Below are 18998 nucleotides of genomic sequence, written 5' to 3'. Positions count from 1 at the left end.
AGACGCGCGGGATCCGATCCCCGCGGCGTCCCGCGGCATCGGACGGGCCTGGTCCCCGGCCGGTGCCGTCTTTCTCGTCGCGATGTCTTCGCGGCGCCCCGATCCTGCGACTCCGTGTTAGCGGTCTCGGACGAGGCTTTCGGCCTCCGGAACCCGCATCACCGCCGTGGCCTTCCAGCCGCCCCCCGCCTCGTAGTGGGCGGGTCCGCAGGTCGCTCAGGGTCGGCCCAGACCCGGGTCGGCGCGGGGGCATTTCCGCACCCCGCCGGGCAAAGGGCCGCCCGGTCTCACGCCCGCATCCGAGACACGCCCCGTACCGGCACGCCGCCCGGGGCGATGGCGGCTGAGAGCCACCGACGCGGGCACCGCCCTGTCGCCCCGAGCCCGCCCGGTCAGCCACCGGGACGGCCCCGAACCGAGCGCTGCGGGATCACCCCCGCGGCGCCGGGGAACAGGTGGCGGCTAATGAGCACAAAATAGGAACATTGTCAAGAGGGCGGCGTCGGTCCGGAGTATGATCGCAGGGGAACCTATGATCCGCGCGAGGCCTTTGGACTTAAACCCACGCCTGATCATCCACCCCGGCTTCCCGGGGACCGGCGAAGCGGCGCCCCGGATCCGGAAGTGCCGTCGGATCGAAGCGTTGCACCGTCCACGCCTCTGGATCGCCGACCTCAGGCGGCCCTGCTGCCCCGGTCTCGCCTGCCGCGCCTTCGAATCACGGGGGCCGGTCTATCCGCCGCACGCGTCACGGGAGAGGCACAGACCCTCTGGCGGCGCGGCTCACGCGCCTGCGAACACGGCCGCCACGTCGGCTTCCGTCATCACCCGATAGGCCCCGGCCGCCAGATCCTGCGGCAGGTCGAGCCCGCCGACCCGGTCCCGGTGCAGGGCCGTCACGTGATTTCCCAAAGCCGCGAACATCCGGCGGACCTGATGGTAGCGGCCCTCCGTCAGGGTCACCGCGCAGTGCGTGGCATCCTCCGCTTCGAGCAGCACCGGCAGCAATGGACGGTCTTCGCCCTCCAGCATCAGCGTCCCCGACGCGAAGGTCGCGGCCTCGTCGCCGGCGAGCGGCCGGTCGAGCGTGACCCGGTAGCGCTTCGCCACGTTCGCCTTGGGCGCGATGATCCGGTGCAGGAGCGCGCCGTCGTCGGTGAGCAGCAGGAGACCCGAGGTCTCCTTGTCGAGGCGGCCGACCGTCGAGAGCGGCGGATCGCGCCGCCGCCAGCGCTCGGGCAACAGCCCGTAGACCAGCGGCCCGGCCTCCTTGTGCGAGCAGGTCACGCCCAGCGGCTTGTGCAGCATGAGGCACAGGCCCGGCAGCGGATCGACCGGCGCGCCGTCGATCGTCAGCCGTGCGGCAAGATCCGGGTCGAGGGCGATCCGGTCGCCCGCATCCGCCAGCTCCGCGCCGTCGAGGCGGATCGCGCCGGCGCGGGCCAGACCCTGGATCTCGCGACGCGAACCGTAGCCGAGATTGGCGAGCAGCTTGTCGAGGCGGACGGATTTCGTCGCCCTCATCGGCGCGCCTCGTAGACCCGGTAGCCGCCCGCCTGCACCGTCACCGACACGCTGCGGAACGCCTCCCGCAGGGCGCCTTCATAGGGCAGATGCGCGTTGGCCACGAGCCACAGCATGCCGCCGGCGCGCAAAGCCTCCGCGGCCCGGGCGATGAAGGTCCGGCCGAGCGCCTGGTCCTCGGTCCCGCCGTCGTGGAAGGGCGGGTTCATGACGACGAAGTCGAGGCTGCCGGGCACCGTCCCGGGCGTCCGGACGTCGGCCCAGAGGATCGCCGCCCGCGGGTCGGCGATGTTGCGCCCCGCCATCTCGACGGCGCGGCGGTCGATCTCGACCAGCGTCAGCGCGGTCACCGCGGAGGAGCCGAGAACCGCCCGCGAGAGAATCCCGAGGCCGGCTCCGAGATCGGCGCCGCGCCCCTTCAACGGCGGCAGGTTCGCCAGCAGCAGCGCTGTGCCGGGATCGAGCCGGTCCCAGGAAAAAATGCCGGGCTGCGTGCACAGGGCGAGGTTGTCGACATGGCGCGGGCCACCCGCTTCGATCGCCGCGGCGATCCCGGCCGGCGCGGGCGGCCGCACGAGGGTGCAGATCCGATGGTGGCGGCGCGGCTGGTCGGATGCGGGGCAATCGAAGGCGGCCAGCTCCTTCGCCAGCCGGGTGCCGCCCCGGTCCTTCGGGGCGAGCGCGACCATCCGGCCGCCCGGCACGAGGGCGCGCAGGATCTGCGCGAGCACGTAGCGCCGCTCGACCGTTCCCGGCGGCGCCAGCACGGTCGCGACATCGAGGCTGCCCTCGGACAGGTCCTCGAGCCGGGCAGAGCCGGGAATCAAGGGGGAGACCTGGACGGCGTCACCGGCGACCTCGGCGAGGTCGACCGGCGGCAGGCCGTAGACGGCTTGGCGCATGAACGATTCGGGATCTGGAGAACCTGCACCCGAACACGAATCCGCTGCGGAGCGGGAAACCCGCGCCCGACTCGGATCATCCGGGGGAATACTGCCTGTTACACCGGAATGATCCCGAAAGCCCAGCCTCCGGTCGGTCCCGATCGAGGTTCGAGCCGCCCGGGCCGTGCGCCACCTGCCCGGGGCAAGGGTCCGCCAGGACGGCTTCGGCAGCGTTCGCGAAGCTGCAGATTCTGCTCCACGCTCTCGGCCCTAAGCGCTCCGAACGAGCCGCGACCGACGCTACGGCAAGGACAACGGTGAGGCGGCCTCGTCCGGGGCGCCGGGCCGGAACGTCCCGCGCCGTTCGAGCGGGTGGTACGCGCCGGGCAGGCGGACGCCTGCGGAGTTCAGCCGCTCCCCCAATGCGTCAGCCCCGCGGGAATTCGAGGCCCATCTCGCGGTAGCGGGCCGGATCGTCGGCCCAGTTCTCGCGGACCTTCACGTGCAGGAACAGGTGCACCTTGGCGTCGGCCGCCTCGGCGATCTCGACCCGGGCCGCCTGCCCGATCGCCTTGATGGTCTGGCCGCCCTTTCCGAGCACGATCGAGCGCTGGCTCTCGCGCTCGACGAAGATCGTCTGCTCGATCCGCACCGAGCCGTCCGGCCGGATCTGCCACTGGTCGGTCTCAACCGTCGAGCGGTAGGGCAACTCCTCGTGGAGCCGATCGTAGATCTTCTCCCGGGTGATCTCGGCGGCGAGCATGCGCAAAGGCGCGTCCGAGACCTGATCCTCCGGGTAGAGCCACGGGCCCGCGGGCATCCGGGCGGCGAGCGCCCGGCGCAGGTCGCCGACGCCGTCGCCCTTGAGGGCCGAGATCATGAAGGTCTCGGCGAAGGGTACGGCCGCGTTGAGCTTGGCGGCGAGGTCGAGCAGCCGTTCGCGCGGGATCAGGTCGATCTTGTTGAGGATCAGCATCTTCTCGCGCTTCACCTCGCCGAGGCGGCCGAGGACGGCCTCGACCTCCTCGTCCATGCCCTTGCGCGCGTCGACCAGCAGGCAGACCGCGTCCGCGTCCGCGGCCCCGCTCCAGGCCGAGTGCACCATCGCCCGATCCAGGCGGCGCTTCGGCGCAAAGATGCCGGGCGTGTCGACGAGGATGACCTGGGCCGAGCCCTCGATCAGGATGCCGCGCACCAGCGCCCGCGTGGTCTGCACCTTGCGCGAGACGATCGAGACCTTGGTCCCGACCAGACTGTTCAGGAGCGTCGACTTGCCGGCGTTCGGCACGCCGATCAGCGCGACGAAGCCCGCCCGCGAGTCGGCGGGCGTGCCGGGCAGCGCCGATGGGCCACCCTGTGCGGCCCTCCCGGTCGGGGTCTCGCCCTGGTCGTCTTGATCGTGCTCGGTCATGCTGTCTCCGTCGGCCCCGCCTCGGGGGCGGCACCGATCCCCTCGCGATCCAACAGCGCGCGGGCGGCCTCCTGCTCCGCGATGCGCTTCGAAGTGCCCTCGCCGAGGCCCGGCTCGAGCCCCTCGACCTGCACGGCGATGCGGAAGCGGGGTGCATGGTCCGGGCCGGTGCGCTCCACCACCGCGTATGTGGGGATCGCCAGGCTGCGACTCATCGCCCATTCCTGCAAGGCGGATTTCGCATCGCGGCCGCGCGGCGCCGCCGTCGGCTCGGCCGGGCGGAAATGCGCCGCGACGATCGCCCGGGCGGCTTCGAAGCCGGCGTCAAGATAGACCGCCCCGAGGAGCGCCTCGCACACATCGGCCAGGATCGTCTGGTTGCGCCGGCCGCCGCCCATCACCTCGCCCTGGCCGAGGATCAGGTGCGGCCCGACCTCCCAGGAGGCAGCCACCGCCGCGCAGGTCTCCCGGCGCACGAGGCCGGCCAGGCGGCGCGACAGGTCGCCTTCGTCCGCGTCGGGAAAGGCGGCGTAGAGCTGGTCCGCCACCGCGAGCCCGAGCACGCGGTCGCCGAGAAATTCCAGGCGCTGGTAGCTGCCGCCCCGGCCGGTGGCCTTGCTGGTATGAGTCAGGGCCCGGGTCAGCAGGCTTCGATCGGCGAAGCTGTGGCCGATCCGCTCCTCAAGGACGGCGAGCGGCGGCCGCGGCTTGTGGGCGCGCCGCGCCCGCGACGAGGGCCGGGCCTGAGCTTCCTCGTCCGAATCCGGGCCGGTCAATGGATCGTCGAGAACAGGCGCGTCCAGCGCACGTGGGCCGGCCAGTTCCAGACCTGCCACGCCGGCGTGCCCTCGTCGATCGAGAAGAAGATCATCTCGGCGCGCCCGACCAGGTTGGCGAAGGGCACGTAGCCGACATTGGCGAGATCGCGCGAATCCGTGGAATTGTCGCGGTTGTCGCCCATCATGAAGAAGTGACCGGCCGGGACCGTGTACAGCTCGGTCTTGTCCCAGAAGCCGTTGTCGCCGTCGCGCTCGATCACCCGGTGGACGACGCCGTTGGGCAGCGTCTCCATATATTGCGGGACCTTGGTCGCCTGGCCGTAGGGATCGGTGGTCTCGTAATCGGCGATTCGCTCGCGCTTCACCGCCTTGCCGTTGATGTTGAGCACGCCGTCGATCATCTGGATCTTGTCGCCCGGCAGGCCGATCACGCGCTTGATGTAGTCGGTGGCATTGTCCTTGGGCAGCTTGAACACCGCGATGTCGCCGCGCTTCGGCTCGGCCGCCCAGACCCGCCCGTCCGCCTGGATCGGAATGTATTCCGACAGCGGCAGGGAGTATTTTGAGTATCCGTAGGAATATTTGGAGACGAACAGATAGTCGCCGATCAGCAGCGTCGGGACCAGCGAGCCCGAGGGAATGTTGAACGGCTGGAACAGCAGCGTGCGCACCACCAGCGCGATCAGGAGCGCCTGGATGCCGACCTTGAGGGTCTCGCGGATGCTGGCCCAGGTGCCGGTGTCGGCGGGCTTCGTGAGCGGCTTGCCGTCGTGATCCACGCGCGCGCGTTCCATCTTCAGACTCAGGTTCCGTCGCCAGAGCAGGCTCTAGCTCATTTGTTGTCGCATGATGGCTTCGGAAAACCGGATTCCCCTCTTCCGCATCATGCTCCGGCCGCCAGCGGGGCGCGGCCCCGCCGTTTGCAGCCTGATATGCGGTTGTCCCGAGGAATGCGCCGCAATCGTGTCCGCTGCGTGCGGCGGTCTAGACCAAGCGCGCGTACCCCGCAACGCACGAGGGTGGCGGCCTAATCCGTAAGCCCCGATCTCACCCGGCCCGGGCAGTCGGCAGCGCCTCGATGATCACGAAAGCTTGCGCCATCGGCGGATCATCCGTGAGGCTCACATGCAGGCGCGCCTCATGGCCGGGTGGCAGCATCTCGGCGAGGCGGATCCCGGCGCCGCCCGCGAGCCGCAGGGTCGGCTGGCCGGAGGGCAGGTTCACCACCTCCATGTCGCGCCAGAACACTCCGGCGCTGAAGCCGGTGCCGAGGGCCTTGGCGCAGGCCTCCTTGGCGGCGAAGCGCCGTGCATAGCCTTCGGCCCGGGCGGCGCGCCGGTCGCAGCGCGCCCGCTCGCCGTCCGTGAACACCCGGTGGGTGAAGCGGTCGCCGTGGCGCTCCAGGGTGCGGGCGATCCGGCGGATGTCGCAGAGGTCGGACCCGATCCCGATGATCATGCGCGCCGCGCGCGATCCATCGCGGCCCGCATGTCGCGCACGGCCTGGGCGAGCCCGACGAAGATCGAGTCGGCGATCAGCGCGTGGCCGATATTGAGCTCCCGGATCTGCGGCAGGGCCGCCACCGGCCCGACGCTGTCGACGGTGAGCCCGTGGCCGGCATGGATCTCCAGGCCGAGCCCGGCGCCGTGCTCCGCGGCCCGAGCGATCCGCGCCAGCTGGTGCGCGACGCGCGCGGCGTCACCCGCCACGGCCGCCTCGCAGTAGCTGCCGGTATGCAGCTCGACCACCGGAGCCCCGAGGGCGCGTGCGGCCTCCATGACCGCGGGCTCCGGCTCGACGAACAGCGAGACGCGGATGCCGGCCGCGGCCAGGGCCCGGATCCGGGGGCCGAGGTGATCGCGGCCGCCTACGATGTCGAGGCCGCCCTCGGTGGTGCGCTCCTCGCGCTTCTCCGGCACGAGGCAGGCGGCATGCGGCCCGGTGGCCAGCGCGATCGCCACCATCTCGTCGGTGGCCGCCATCTCGAAGTTCAGCGGGACGGTGAGACCGCGCTTCAGTGCGGCGATGTCCGCGTCGCGGATATGGCGGCGGTCCTCGCGCAGATGCGCGGTGATGCCGTCCGCCCCCGCCTCGACCGCCATCAGGGCCGCCCGCACGGGATCGGGGTAATGCTCGCCACGCGCGTTGCGCAGCGTGGCGACGTGGTCGATGTTGACGCCGAGGCGCAGCTTTTCGAAGCTCATCCGCTCACTCGTCCCGGGGCCGGCGCGGTCCGGCAGGCTTCCTCGGATTGCCGATATGCTGGCGTTGCGCCCCACCGGCAAGATGGGCGTTCCGCGCCCTGCGTCGCACGCCGGTCCCCGGACCGGCGCGGGGGCGCCGGACTTGCCAGCGGCGGCAAAACCGATTATGCGCCGCCCCTCGCGTTCGCTCCGGCCGGGGGCTGAACGGACGGTGCCGCTCGCGGCATAGGGCCTTCACAAGCCCGTCGTCCCGTGTCTCCGCCTTCGATCAACCGCTCGGGCCTGCAAAAACGGCTCGAAGGGCTTGGCGCCGAGCGTCTCGCGAAATGAACCGGCCCGAACCAACCGCCTCCGGGCGGCCGGGCCCCTTTTGACGCTGAAAGGCCCGACAATGCCTCTCTATGAGCACGTGCTCTTGGCCCGGCAGGACGTGACGTCCCAGCAGGTCGAGACGATGATCGACACCTACAAGGGTGTGATCGAGCAGAACGGCGGCCGTCTCGAGAAGATCGAGATGTGGGGCGTGAAGTCCCTCGCCTACCGCATCAAGAAGAACCGCAAGGCGCATTTCGCGCTCCTCAACATCGACGCCCCGCCGGCCGCCATCGCCGAGATGGAGCGCCAGATGCAGATCTCCGAGGACGTGCTGCGCTTCATGACGGTCCGGGTCGAGGAACTCGATTCCGAACCCTCGGCGATGATGCAGAAGCGCGATCGCGACGATCGCAAGGACCGCGAGCGCGGCCGGCGCCGCGATGACGACGGCTTCGGTGGCGGCGGCGGCTTCGGCGATCGCGGCGATCGCGGTGATCGCGGCGAGCGCAGCTTCGGCGGGGAGGGCTGAACCATGGCTTTCGGTGCTGGTGCAGGCGGCGGACGCCGTCCCTTCTTCCGTCGTCGCAAGACTTGCCCGTTCTCCGGCGCGAACGCGCCGAAGATCGACTACAAGGACGTCAAGCTCCTGTCCCGCTACGTGTCCGAGCGCGGCAAGATCGTGCCGTCGCGCATCACCGCGGTCTCGGCCAAGAAGCAGCGCGAACTCGCCCAGGCGATCAAGCGCGCCCGCTTCCTCGGCCTGCTGCCCTACGTGATCAAGTAGACGATCGCATCCGGCCGGCCCGGCACGAGCCCGGGCCGGCTCTCACCGAGAGCGATCCGCATCGCTCGATCGTTGGGGCGGACAGACGCCTCTAACCCTGCCGGACCGGCAGCGGGACAGCGGAATCCATGGCACAGCACATCGGCATCGGTATCGGCGCGGGCCTCGTCTCGGCACTCCTGTTCGGCGTGCTGCTGAAGGCGACCCCGCTGGCGATCCTGCTCTACCTCGTCGCGCCGCTGCCGATCCTCATCGTCGGCCTGGGCTGGAGCCACAAGGCCGCCCTCGCGGCGGTCGCCGCCGGCAGCCTCGCCCTCGCGCTGGTGATCGCGCCCTTCATGGGCCTCGCCTTCGCCGCCTATATCGCGCTGCCTGCTTGGTGGCTCGCCTACCTGACGCTGCTCGGGCGCGAGACGCCCGCCGGCCTGGAATGGTACCCGACCGGGCGCCTGCTCGGCTGGACCGCCGCCACGGCCGCCCTCGCATTCATCGCCATCGCGGTCCTGTCCTCGCCGAACCACGCGGCCTTCGACGCGCAGCTGCGCGGGCTTGCCCGCACGCTGGTGCAGGTGCGCGACCCCGCATCTCGCCCGGCGATCGAGCCCCGGCGCAGCGACGCGCCTCCGGCCGAGACCGACGACGCCAACCCGGGCTCGAATGCCGAGCCGGCGCCGCAGAACGGCCCGGATCAGGCGGACGTGACCCGCGCCGAAGTGGCCGACGCCCTCGCCCGGGTCGTGCCGGCCTTCGCGGCCAACGGGCTGGCGCTGCTCCTGACCTTCTATCTCTGGGCTTCGGCCCGCATCGTGAAGATCTCCGGCCGCCTGCCCCGGCCGTGGCCCGACCTGCCCTCGACCGCGATGCCGCGGGCGACGCTGGCCACCCTGGCGGCGGCGATCCTGATGTGCTTCGCACCCGGCTATGTCGGCGTGTTCGGCGTCGCGCTGGTCGGCGCGTTCAGCGCGGCCTTCGCGCTCCAGGGGCTCGCGGCCTTCCACGACCGCTCCCGCGGCCGGCCGGGGCGCGGGCTGATGCTGTTCGGCATGTACCTGATCCTGTTCGTGACCCAAGGCGTCGCCCTGGTCGCGCTCACCCTGTTCGGCCTCGCCGACACCGCCCTCGACCGCCGCCGTCCCAAGGACAACCCGGCGCCGTGAGACCCCGGCCCGAGAGGCCGACCAACCGAAGGAGAAGACCCATGGAAGTGATCCTGCTTGAGCGCGTGGCCAAGCTCGGCCAGATGGGCGAGACCGTGAACGTCCGCCCCGGCTTCGCCCGCAACTTCCTGCTCGCCCGGGGCAAGGCCCTGCGCGCCACGGAGGCCAACAAGAAGCACTTCGAATCGCAGCGCGCCCAGCTCGAGGCCCGCAACCTCGACCGCAAGAAGGACGCCGAGGCCGTCGCCGAGAAGCTGAACGGCCAGAGCTTCATCCTGATCCGCCAGTCGGGCGAGACCGGCGTGCTCTACGGCTCCGTCTCCACCCGCGACCTCGCCGATGTGGTGGCCAAGGACGGCTTCACGGTCGATCGCGGCCAGTTCATCCTGAACCAGCCGATCAAGACGCTCGGCCTCCACACCGTCCCGGTGGTGCTGCATCCCGAGGTCGAGGTTCAGATCACCGTCAACGTCGCCCGCAGCCCCGAGGAGGCCGAGCGTCAGGCCCGCGGCGAGTCGGTCACCGAGCGCGAGGCGTTCAACCTCGACGACCTGGGCCTCGAAGTCGGCATGGCGCTGGCCGATGCCGGCGAGGGCGCCGACGATCGCGGCTGATTTTCGGCACGTCGGGCCGGCGCGCCGCTGCGGGCTTGCGGCCCAACGATGGTCGCGCCGTCGCGCCGGTCCCCTCGCCCGCCCCCGCAGAGGAGGAGGAAGGGGCGCGGTGCTTCAGGCGCTCGTTGCCGACCCCGATGTGCGAATCCGCCGGCCCGCGCGGGACAGGGGGCGGGTCACGGCCGGTCAGGATGGGATCGGGCAGGACTCCCTGTATACCGGTGAACACTGGGGATGATCGGTCCCGAGACTTGACACGTTCCAGTTTTGTTCCAGCATGGACGCCCGCCCCTCACGCGAGTCGGCGGGCGTCCGCGTGTCCGGGCCGAGGCTCGGACGAACCGGCCGTCGGCTAAGCTTCGGTAACCATACCGGGGCCAAGGTCGCGCGGTGTGATCCTGGTGCGCCCGTCCCGGCGCCTGATTCGGAGTCGTCCGCCGATGGCCCTGCCCAATGCGCTCACGGCCAAGCTCGAGGCCGTGCAGGCCGAGTACCGCGTCGCCCCCCACAACATCGATGCGGAGCAGGCGCTGCTCGGCGCCATCCTGGTGAACAACGACGCCTATTACCGGGTGTCGGACTTCCTGCTGGCCGAGCATTTCATGGAGGACGCCCACCAGCAGATCTTCTCGGTGGCGGCGTCCCTGATCCGGGCTGGCAAGCTCGCCACGCCCATCACCATGAAGACCTATCTGGGCGATGCCGATTTCGGCGGCCAGACGGTGATGCAGTACCTCGCCCGGCTCGCCGCCGACGCGACCACGGTGATCAACGCCGGCGCCTACGGCCGCACCATCTACGACCTTGCCATCCGCCGCCGGCTGATCACCATCGGCGAGGACCTGGTGAACGGCGCCTACGAGGCGCCTGTGGAGCAGGCGCCCCGGGACCAGATCGAGGAGACCGAGCGCCGGCTCTACGAGCTCGCCGAGGCCGGGAAATACGACGGCGGCTTCCAGAAGTTCTCGGACGCGCTCACCGCCGCGGTCGACATGGCGGCCAAGGCCTACCAGCGCGACGGCAAGCTCTCCGGCATCGCCACCGGCCTGTCCGACCTCGACGCCAAGATGGGCGGGCTGCAGCCCTCCGACCTGATCATCCTCGCGGGCCGCCCGGCCATGGGCAAGACCTCGCTGGTGACCAACATCGCCTTCAACATCGCCAAGGCCTATCGCGGCGAGAAGCAGGCCGACGGCACGATGCAGACCGTCAACGGCGGCATCGTCGGGTTCTTCTCCCTCGAAATGTCGGCCGAGCAGCTCGCCACCCGTATCATCGCCGAGCAATCGGGCGTGCCCTCGTACAAGATCCGCCGCGGCGACATCCGGCCGGAGGATTTCTACAAGATCACCGACGCGGCCCGGGAGATGCAGACGATCCCGTTCTACATCGACCAGACCGGCGGCATCTCGATCGCGCAGCTCGCCGCCCGTGCCCGGCGGCTCAAGCGCCAGAAGGGCCTGGACCTGCTGATCGTCGACTACCTGCAGCTGCTGTCGGGCTCGGGCAAGCGCAGCGACAACCGCGTGCAGGAGATGACCGAGATCACCACCGGCATGAAGGCGCTCGCCAAGGAACTGGCGGTGCCGATCATCGGCCTGTCGCAGCTCTCGCGTCAGGTCGAGAACCGTGACGACAAGCGTCCCCAGCTCTCGGACCTGCGCGAATCCGGATCGATCGAGCAGGACGCCGACGTGGTGATGTTCGTGTTCCGCGAGGAATACTATGTCAACAACAAGAAGCCCCGCGAAGGCACCGAGGAGTTCTTCGCCTGGGAGGCGGAGATGAACCGCGTCCACGGCAAGGCGGAAGTGATCCTCGGCAAGCAGCGCCACGGACCCACCGGGACGGTAGAGCTGCAGTTCGACGCCAACATCACCCGGTTCTCGAACCTCGCGCAGAGCGAGCGGCTGCCCGAGCAGATGTGATCGGCGGAGCCGTCGCGCGGGACGCGTCGTTCTCACCGGCCGCGCCGGATGCGGAAACTCGCCGCCGCGCGCCACGTTGGCACCTCGTCCAAACCTTGCAAGGAGCGACGATGAGCGAGCCGACCCCGCCGAAGATGCCGTACTGGCACGTCTACACCGACGCGGAGGGGGTGAGCCGGCAGGCGCTGTTCCACCTCGAAGGCTTCAAGCTCGAGGGGATCGACCCGCAGACCGCACCGCAATGGAACGACAAGATGGACCCGGCACCTTCGGTCGTGACCTTCACGGTCCTTCCGGTGGGCTGGGTCGGCGAATGGCACGAGAATCCGCGGCCGCAATGGATCGCGATCCTGTCCGGCCGCTGGTTCGTGGAGACGATGGACGGCCACCGGGTCGAGATGGGTCCGGGCGAGCTGATGATGGGTGAGGACCAGAACACCCGCGCGCGCGACGGCAGGAAGGGCCATCTCTCGGGCACCGTGGGCGACCAACCCTGCACGATGATCGTCACCGGCCTCCAGGTCGAGCCGACCGTGAACCAGCCCGGACGCTTCAGGTAGGGGCCGGACCATGGAGGGCTTCGAGTTCACGCAGCCGCGCTTCAAGGCGTATGTGCTGCCGAACGCGCCTCTGGAGAAGCTCGCCGAGGGGTTTCGCTGGACCGAGGGCCCGGTCTGGTTCGGCGACCGCGACGAGCTGCTGTTCTCGGACCTGCCGAACAACCGGGTGATGCGCTGGTCGGGCCCTGGCGGCCTCAGCGTTTTCCGCGAGGCCGGCGATTACGAGAACGGCCATGCCCGCGACCGCCAGGGGCGTCTGCTCTCCTGCTCGCATCGCGCCCGGCGCATCCACCGGACCGAACTGGACGGCAGCATCACCAGCCTGGTCGCGCATTACCAGGGGCGGCGGCTGAACTCGCCCAACGACATCGTCTGCAAGTCGGACGGCACGATCTGGTTCTCGGACCCGCCCTACGGCATCCAGACCGACTACGAGGGCGGCAAGCAGGAATCGGAGCGGCCCGCCGCGGTCTACCGGTTCGACCCGCGGGACGGCGCGCTGCGCGTGGTGGCGGACGATTTCCAGGGCCCGAACGGCCTGTGCTTCTCGCCCGACGAGCGCAGGCTCTACATCGTCGAGACCGGGCTGCAATTCGCCGCCGATCCGCTCCAGCACGTGCGCGTGTTCGACGTGGCCGAGGACGGCAGCCTGTCGGGCGGCGACGTGTTCTGCACGATCGCGCCGGGCAACGCCGATGGGATCCGCTGCGACGAGCACGGCAATCTGTGGTCGAGCGCCGGGGACGGGGTCCACTGCATCGATCCCGGCGGGGCGCTGGTCGGCAAGATCCTGGTGCCCGCGACGGTGGCCAACCTCACCTTCGGCGGCCGCAACGACAGCCGCCTGTTCCTGTGCGCCTCGCAGGCGCTCTACGCGATCTACGTCAACGTGCGCGGGGCGCGGCTGCTGTGAGCGCGGTCCGGGCGATCGCGGGCTTCGGCCGCACCGTCACCGATCTCGCCGTCACGGAGGCGTTCTACCGCGACGGTCTCGGCTTCGCGCGGGTCGCCCCGCCCGAACCGGTCCCGGCGGCACAAGCCGAGGCGATGGGGCTGGCGGGTCCCGATGCGACCCAGCTGCGCATGCGGCTCGGCGAACAGGTCGTGACCTTCCTGGCCGTGGATCCGCCGGGCGCACCCTACCCGGACAATCCGGTCGCAACCGACCCGTATTTCCAGCACCTGGCGATCCCGGTGCGCGACATGGCCGCCGCGATGGCGCGGCTCGGCCGTCTCGGCCCGACGCCGATCAGCCGTGGCGGCCCGCAGGCGCTGCCCGCCACTTCCGGCGGCGTCACCGCCTACAAGTTCCGGGACCCCGACGGCCACCCGCTGGAGCTGATCGTCTTCCCCGATGGGCCGCCGGCCGAGCGCTGGCGCAACGCGCCGGGCCTGTTCCTGGGTATCGACCACTCGGCGATCACCGTGACCGACCTCGATGCGGCCCTCGCGTTCCTCACCGGCCCCCTCGGCCTTACGGAGGCGCAGCGCGGCCTCAACCAGGGCCCCGAGCAGGCACGCCTCGACGGCCTGGACGACCCGCTGGTCGACGTGATCGCCCTGGAGCCGCAGGCGCCCGCCCCGCACGTGGAGTTGCTGCATTACCGGAGGCCGGCCAGCCGGCGCCCGTCCCGCGCCCCGTTCGGCCCGGACGACCGGGCCTCGACCCGTTTCGTCTTCACCGTGGCGGAGCCCGCCCGGCTCGCCCGGGACTTGGCCGCGGCCGGCCTGGCCGCGCGCGCCGCCGCGGATGGCTCCGCAGCCTATGCGGTCGGCCCGGACGGACACGGCTTCCTGTTCCTGCGCGTCGATTGACGGGGGCGGTCGCTCTCAAGACCGGTTGTCGCAGGAATGAAATCGATCCAGTGCGAGTAACCCCGGCCGCGAACTTGCGTAACGTCGGGGCGCCCGCGTGGTGTCGGGCCGTACGAATCGCACGGGACTGCGCCGGCCGGGCGCGTTCGGAGGATACTCAATGCAGCATCGCGACAGGATTCTGGGGACGGCGCTGGCCGGGCTGGCATGGGTCGCGGCGGCGGGCCTGCCGGCGGCGGCGCAGGATACCTCGACCGCCGAGCAGACGGTCGACGTGATGAACACGCTCTGGGGCAAGCACCCGGGCTTCCGGGCGAATCACGCCAAGGGCGCTGTGGTCGAGGGCAGCTTCACCCCGAGCAAGGAGGCGGCGACCTACAGCAAGGCCTCGCTTTTCGCCGGGCCGCCGGTGCCGGTCACCGCGCGCTTCTCGGACGCCACGGGCATCCCGACCATTCCGGATGGGTCGCCCAACGCCAACCCGCACGGGATGGCGGTGAAGTTCAAGCTCGCCGAGGGCGGCGAGATGGATATCGTCGCCAACGCGCTGAAATACTTTCCCGTCGCCACTGGCGAGGAGTTCCGCGACCTGCTGACGGCGGTCGCGAAGACGAAGCCGGACAGCCCGAAGCCGACGCCCGTGGAGGCGTTCGTCGCGACCCATCCCGCCGCCGGCACCGCCGGAGCCAGCGCCAAGACGCCGTCGAGCCTCGGCCGGCAAACCTTCAACGGCGTTGACGCCTTCGTGTTCGTGGACAAGGCCGGCAAGCGCCAAGCCTTCCGGTGGCGGTTCGTGCCGGTGGAGGGCGAGGACCTGCTCGCCCCGGAGGCAGCGGAGAAGCAGCCGCCGGACTTCCTGATGGAGGAGATCCGCACCCGGCTCGCGAAGGGGCCGGTGTCCTATCGCGTTCTGGCGCAGCTCGCCCAGCCGGGCGATCCGACCGCCGACGCCACCAAGGCTTGGCCCGACGACCGCCCGACCGTCGACATGGGCACGCTGACGCTCGCCAAGCCGGTGGCCGACAGCGCGGACGCCGAAAAGGCGCTGCTGTTCATGCCCAACGCCCTGGCGGACGGGATCGAGGTCTCGGACGACCCGCTGATCGACGCCCGCGTGCAGGCCTACGCGGTCTCGTTCGGGCGGCGCCAGCAATGACGCGTGCGTGAGGGCGGCGGGCGGCCCGCTTGACGTCCGGGGGCCGGTGGCTCCAAGCCCGCCGGTCTATCGGAGGTAGACCGATGCCGCTCCTCGCCCTGCCGTTTCCGGCCATCGACCCGGTCGCCCTCGCGATCGGGCCGATCACGATCAAATGGTACGCGCTCGCCTACATCGCCGGCCTGATCGGCGGGTGGTACTACGCGCGCCGCCTCGTCATGGCCGACAGCCTGTGGGGCGTGGTCAAGCGCCCGCAGGTGGTCGACATCGACGACCTCGTCGTCTGGGTCGCGCTCGGCGTCGTGCTGGGCGGGCGGATCGGCTACGTGCTGTTCTACAACCTCCCGATGTACATCGCCGATCCGATCGAGATCCTGGCGATCCGCAACGGCGGCATGTCGTTCCACGGCGGCTTCCTGGGCGCGATTCTGGCCTTCCTGCTGTTCGCCCGGGCCAAGAGGCTGAACGGCTACACCCTCCTCGATATCGGCGCCGTGGTCGTGCCGATCGGGCTGTTCTTCGGGCGCATCGCCAATTTCGTGAACGGCGAGCTCTGGGGCCGGGTCGCGCCGGACTTCCCCTACGCGATCGTGTTCCCGACGGGCGGGCCGCTGCCGCGCCACCCGAGCCAGCTCTACGAGGCGGCCACCGAGGGGCTGCTGCTGTTCATCGTCATGGCGCTGAGCGTCCGCCGATTCGGCTTCCGCAAGCCCGGATTGCTCGGCGGCATCTTCGTCCTCGGCTACGCGCTCGCCCGGACGTTCTGCGAGTTCTTTCGCGAGCCGGACCGGCAGCTCGGCTTCCTGTTCGGCGACAATCTCGGGCCGATGGGCGGCGGCGTGACCATGGGCATGCTGCTGTGCGTGCCGATGATGATCGTCGGCCTCACCTACATCGTGCTGGCGGCGACCGGCCGGACCCGTCCGCGCAACCCGGTCGCCGGGTCCGGCCCCCGGGAGGAGGCGCGCGAGGCGCCCGCCGAGGCGTGACCCCGCTCGGAGCCGAGATCGCGGCGCTGATCCGCCAGAACGGGCCGATCGGGATCGACCGCTACATGGCGCTCTGCCTCGGCCATCCGGTGCACGGGTACTACCGCACTCGCGACCCGCTGGGCGTGCGGGGCGACTTCACGACGGCGCCCGAGATCAGCCAGATGTTCGGCGAGCTGATCGGCGCCTGGGCGGGCTACGTCCACGGCCGCATGGGCCGGCCGGACCCGCTGGTGCTGGTGGAACTCGGCCCCGGCCGCGGCACGCTGATGGCCGACGCCCTGCGGGCCCTGCGCGGGGCGGCGCCGGGTGTGCGGGTGGCGCCCCACCTCGTCGAGACCAGCCCGGTGCTGCAGGCCGTGCAGGAGCGGACCCTCGCCGATGCCGGTGCAGTCTGGCACGCGGACGTCGAGACTCTCCCCGGGGGACCCGCGATCGTCCTGGCGAACGAGTTCTTCGATTGCCTCCCGGTGCGCCAGTTCGAGCGCCGGCCCACCGGCTGGCACGAGCGCCAGGTCGGGCTCGGGCCGGAGGGCCACCTCGTCTTCGGCCTCGCTCCCGAGGCCGCCCCGGGACTCGAGGCGGAGGGCCCGGACGGGGCATTGCTGAGCGTGCCGGGCACCGGGCTCACGCTGATCCGGGCGCTGGCGCGGCGCCTGAGCGCGACGGGCGGCGTCCTTCTGGCCATCGATTACGGCCATGCCCGCCCGGGCTTCGGCGACACCCTCCAGGCGCTGTCGGGGCATCGCTTCGCCGACCCGCTGGCGGCGCCGGGCGAGGCGGACCTCACCCATCACGTCGATTTCGCCGCCCTGGCCCGGGCCGCGCGCGCCGAGGGCGCGGCCGTCCATGGGCCGGTGGAGCAGCGGGATTTCCTCCTCGCCCTCGGGCTGCAGGCACGGGCCGAGCGCCTCAAGACCCGCGCCACCGAGGCTCAGGCAGCGGCGATCGATGCGGCTCTCGAGCGGCTCACGGAGGCGGGTCGGGCGGGCATGGGCAGCCTGTTCAAGGTCCTGGCGGTCAGCGGCCCCGATCTCGGGCCGCTGCCCGGATTTGCCGGAGCCTGAGCCCCCGCGTCCAAGGCGGCGGCTCGGGGTTCCACTCAGCCGAACGAGCCGAATCCGGCATCGGAGTCACTCAGCGGCCGTGGCGTCGGGGGCGCCGGCGGGTTCGGATCGGAGGGATCGAAGGCGGCGGGCTGGCGCGTCTCACGATGTTCGGCCGCACCCTGGATGCGGGGCTCATGGGCCTCGGGCACGGTGGTCTCGATCGGGGAATCGTTCTCGTTCCGACGTGACATTGCGATCCTTCTCGGAATGAATCCGGAACCCGGACCCATGCTGCAATGCAGCAAGAATCTGACGGTTCCACGACATCGTCAAGGGGCCCCTCTTCCGGTATCGGGGCGCGACATCAGGACCGCGATGGAGCCGACCGTGACCGCAGGCATGTATATCGAGGCGCCGGAACTCTCATCGCACTCGGGCGTGCGTCACGCCTTCTTCACGCGCGCGGGCGGCGTGTCGGAGGGCGTCTACGCCACGCTCAACGGCGGCCTCGGCTCACAGGACATCCCGGAGCGCGTCGCCGAGAATCGGGCGCGGATGTGCGCGCAGCTCGGCCTGGCGCCAGACCGGCTGGTCAGCCTGTATCAGGTCCATTCCGCCGAGGTTGTCACCGTCGAGGCGCCCTTCCCGGCTGCGGAGCGCCCGAAGGCCGACGCGATGGTGACCCGGGTTCCAGGCCTCGCCCTCGGCATCGCCACCGCCGATTGCGGTCCGCTCCTGTTCGCGGATCCGGAGAACGGCGTCGTGGGAGCCGCCCATGCCGGATGGAAGGGCGCGCTCACCGGCGTGATCGACGCGACGGTGCGCGCCATGGAGGCGCTCGGTGCACGGCGGAAACGGATCGTGGCCGTGCTCGGGCCGACGATCGGCCAAGCCTCCTACGAAGTCGGCCCGGACTTCGTCGCGCGGTTCCGGGCCGAGGCTCCCGGCATGGACCGGTTCCTCTCCGCCGGCGCGCGGGAGGGTCACGCCCAGTTCGATCTCCCAGGCTTCATTATGGCGCGACTCGACGAGGCGGAGGTCGGCGAGGCCGCCCAGCTCAACCTCTGCACCTATGCCGACCCGGAGCGGTTCTACAGCTACCGGCGGACCACCCATCGCGGGGAGCCCGATTACGGACGCCTGATCTCCGCGATTGCCCTGACACCGTGATCGGCTCATCCCCTGATGGTCGCCGTCCAGGGGGTGCGACAATCTGTCAGGCCGCGCCTGCCGAAAAAAGCGTGGCCGCAATCGAACCTTGACCATTCGAGCGCGTTTAGACGCTCGAGGTGCCGGGGAAAAACGGCGGATTGCCATAAGGGGCCGCGATGAGCGGTCGGCGATACCGCAGAGCGTAAAGCAGCCCTGGAACCGCTGGAATGCAACCAGATCCGCGTTCCGCGGCCGGCCCGACGACGGGGCGGCGCGGAAACACCAGTGAGGACCAGACTATGAAATCCCTGCTCCGCGTCACCACGGCCCTCACGGGCGTCGCCCTCGCCGGCTCGGCCTTCGCCGCCGATCTGCCGCGCCGCGCCGCGCCGCCGCCGGTGTTCACCCCCGTCCCGGTGTTCACCTGGACCGGCGCCTATTTCGGTATCAACGCCGGCTACGCGTTCGACGCCAGCAGCAACAACAACACCGGCTCGACCTTCGGCGTGCCGTTCCCGTACGCCGCCCCCGGCACCACCGCGACCTTCCGCAACCGCAGCCAGGACGGCTTCTCGGGCGGTGGCCAGGTCGGCTACAACTACCAGTTCACCCCCGGCTCGGGCGTGGTCGTCGGCATCGAGGCCGACGCCCAGTACCTCGACTTCGGCCGCAGCCGG

20 protein-coding genes and 1 pseudogene are annotated in these 18998 nt (G+C 70.7%); 13 read left to right on the top strand and 8 right to left on the bottom strand.

From position 1 onward, the window contains the following. Nucleotides 1-783: 783 nt before the first annotated feature. The 7 genes from Q8W67_RS26175 to Q8W67_RS26145 form a co-directional block, all read right to left on the bottom strand. The gene (locus Q8W67_RS26175) at nt 784-1524 is read right to left on the bottom strand and encodes a pseudouridine synthase (protein ID WP_305551050.1); all 741 of its coding nucleotides are present in this window, start codon (nt 1522-1524) and stop codon (nt 784-786) included. After that, nucleotides 1521-2426, bottom strand: coding sequence for a class I SAM-dependent methyltransferase (locus Q8W67_RS26170; RefSeq protein WP_305551048.1), 906 nt, complete (start codon nt 2424-2426; stop codon nt 1521-1523). Before Q8W67_RS26170 ends, Q8W67_RS26175 begins: the two co-directional genes overlap by 4 nt. A gap of 409 nt (nt 2427-2835) precedes the next feature. Then, entirely contained in the window at nt 2836-3819 is a 984-nt protein-coding gene (gene era, locus Q8W67_RS26165; RefSeq protein WP_305551046.1) for a GTPase Era, read from the bottom strand. Next, complete coding sequence (gene rnc, locus Q8W67_RS26160) at nt 3816-4595, bottom strand: ribonuclease III (protein ID WP_305551059.1); 780 nt, start codon at nt 4593-4595, stop codon at nt 3816-3818. The genes era and rnc overlap by 4 nt, the downstream gene beginning before the upstream one ends. Further along, nucleotides 4592-5392: a signal peptidase I gene (gene lepB, locus Q8W67_RS26155; RefSeq protein ID WP_305551044.1), complete on the bottom strand. Its 801-nt coding sequence runs from the start codon at nt 5390-5392 to the stop codon at nt 4592-4594. The genes rnc and lepB overlap by 4 nt, the downstream gene beginning before the upstream one ends. Before the next feature lie 253 nt (nt 5393-5645). Next, nucleotides 5646-6056, bottom strand: coding sequence for a holo-ACP synthase (acpS, locus tag Q8W67_RS26150; RefSeq protein WP_305551036.1), 411 nt, complete (start codon nt 6054-6056; stop codon nt 5646-5648). Continuing rightward, on the bottom strand, nt 6053-6802 hold the full coding sequence (locus tag Q8W67_RS26145; protein WP_305551034.1) for a pyridoxine 5'-phosphate synthase: 750 nt from the start codon (nt 6800-6802) through the stop codon (nt 6053-6055). Before Q8W67_RS26145 ends, acpS begins: the two co-directional genes overlap by 4 nt. Before the next feature lie 391 nt (nt 6803-7193). On the opposite strand from Q8W67_RS26145, the gene rpsF reads away from it, so the two are divergent. From rpsF to Q8W67_RS26090, 11 genes are all read left to right on the top strand, one after another. Next, nucleotides 7194-7646, top strand: a complete 453-nt coding sequence (gene rpsF, locus Q8W67_RS26140) for a 30S ribosomal protein S6 (protein ID WP_305551028.1) — start codon at nt 7194-7196, stop codon at nt 7644-7646. A gap of 3 nt (nt 7647-7649) precedes the next feature. Continuing rightward, nucleotides 7650-7901 (top strand): 30S ribosomal protein S18, encoded by a 252-nt coding sequence (gene rpsR, locus Q8W67_RS26135; protein ID WP_007561044.1) that lies wholly within the window; start codon nt 7650-7652, stop codon nt 7899-7901. Nucleotides 7902-8029: 128 nt separating this feature from the next. Beyond that, the gene (locus Q8W67_RS26130; protein WP_305551018.1) at nt 8030-9058 is read left to right on the top strand and encodes a DUF2232 domain-containing protein; all 1029 of its coding nucleotides are present in this window, start codon (nt 8030-8032) and stop codon (nt 9056-9058) included. Nucleotides 9059-9099: 41 nt separating this feature from the next. Then, nucleotides 9100-9672: a 50S ribosomal protein L9 gene (gene rplI / locus Q8W67_RS26125; protein ID WP_305551016.1), complete on the top strand. Its 573-nt coding sequence runs from the start codon at nt 9100-9102 to the stop codon at nt 9670-9672. 440 nt (nt 9673-10112) lie between these two features. Then, on the top strand, nt 10113-11600 hold the full coding sequence (locus Q8W67_RS26120; protein WP_305551014.1) for a replicative DNA helicase: 1488 nt from the start codon (nt 10113-10115) through the stop codon (nt 11598-11600). Between the two features lie 110 nt (nt 11601-11710). Continuing rightward, nucleotides 11711-12160, top strand: a complete 450-nt coding sequence (locus Q8W67_RS26115; RefSeq protein WP_305551013.1) for a cupin domain-containing protein — start codon at nt 11711-11713, stop codon at nt 12158-12160. Between the two features lie 10 nt (nt 12161-12170). Further along, complete coding sequence (locus tag Q8W67_RS26110; RefSeq protein ID WP_305551011.1) at nt 12171-13073, top strand: SMP-30/gluconolactonase/LRE family protein; 903 nt, start codon at nt 12171-12173, stop codon at nt 13071-13073. Beyond that, nucleotides 13070-13975 (top strand): VOC family protein, encoded by a 906-nt coding sequence (locus Q8W67_RS26105; RefSeq protein WP_305551008.1) that lies wholly within the window; start codon nt 13070-13072, stop codon nt 13973-13975. Before Q8W67_RS26110 ends, Q8W67_RS26105 begins: the two co-directional genes overlap by 4 nt. Nucleotides 13976-14135: 160 nt before the next feature. Continuing rightward, complete coding sequence (locus Q8W67_RS26100) at nt 14136-15131, top strand: catalase family peroxidase (protein WP_305551006.1); 996 nt, start codon at nt 14136-14138, stop codon at nt 15129-15131. Between the two features lie 83 nt (nt 15132-15214). After that, on the top strand, nt 15215-16120 hold the full coding sequence (gene lgt, locus Q8W67_RS26095) for a prolipoprotein diacylglyceryl transferase (protein ID WP_305551004.1): 906 nt from the start codon (nt 15215-15217) through the stop codon (nt 16118-16120). Further along, complete coding sequence (locus Q8W67_RS26090) at nt 16117-17187, top strand: class I SAM-dependent methyltransferase (RefSeq protein ID WP_305551002.1); 1071 nt, start codon at nt 16117-16119, stop codon at nt 17185-17187. The genes lgt and Q8W67_RS26090 overlap by 4 nt, the downstream gene beginning before the upstream one ends. Before the next feature lie 35 nt (nt 17188-17222). On the opposite strand, the gene Q8W67_RS26085 is transcribed toward Q8W67_RS26090, so the two are convergent. After that, nucleotides 17223-17420 carry a fibronectin-attachment protein (FAP) gene (locus Q8W67_RS26085; RefSeq protein WP_305550998.1) on the bottom strand — a complete coding sequence of 66 codons (198 nt, stop codon included), beginning with the start codon at nt 17418-17420 and terminating at the stop codon, nt 17223-17225. Between the two features lie 148 nt (nt 17421-17568). Here Q8W67_RS26085 and pgeF point away from each other — a divergent pair, with 148 nt between their 5' ends. Both pgeF and Q8W67_RS26075 read left to right on the top strand, forming a co-directional pair. Then, a complete protein-coding gene (gene pgeF / locus Q8W67_RS26080; protein WP_305551052.1) occupies nt 17569-18339 on the top strand; it encodes a peptidoglycan editing factor PgeF in 771 nt (256 codons plus the stop codon). Nucleotides 18340-18620: 281 nt separating this feature from the next. After that, nucleotides 18621-18998: pseudogene (locus tag Q8W67_RS26075) on the top strand (porin family protein); the annotation flags it as partial.

This window comes from Methylobacterium sp. NEAU K (assembly GCF_030700285.1).
Lineage (GTDB): Bacteria > Pseudomonadota > Alphaproteobacteria > Rhizobiales > Beijerinckiaceae > Methylobacterium.
This window is presented reverse-complemented; position numbering and strand designations above follow the sequence as displayed.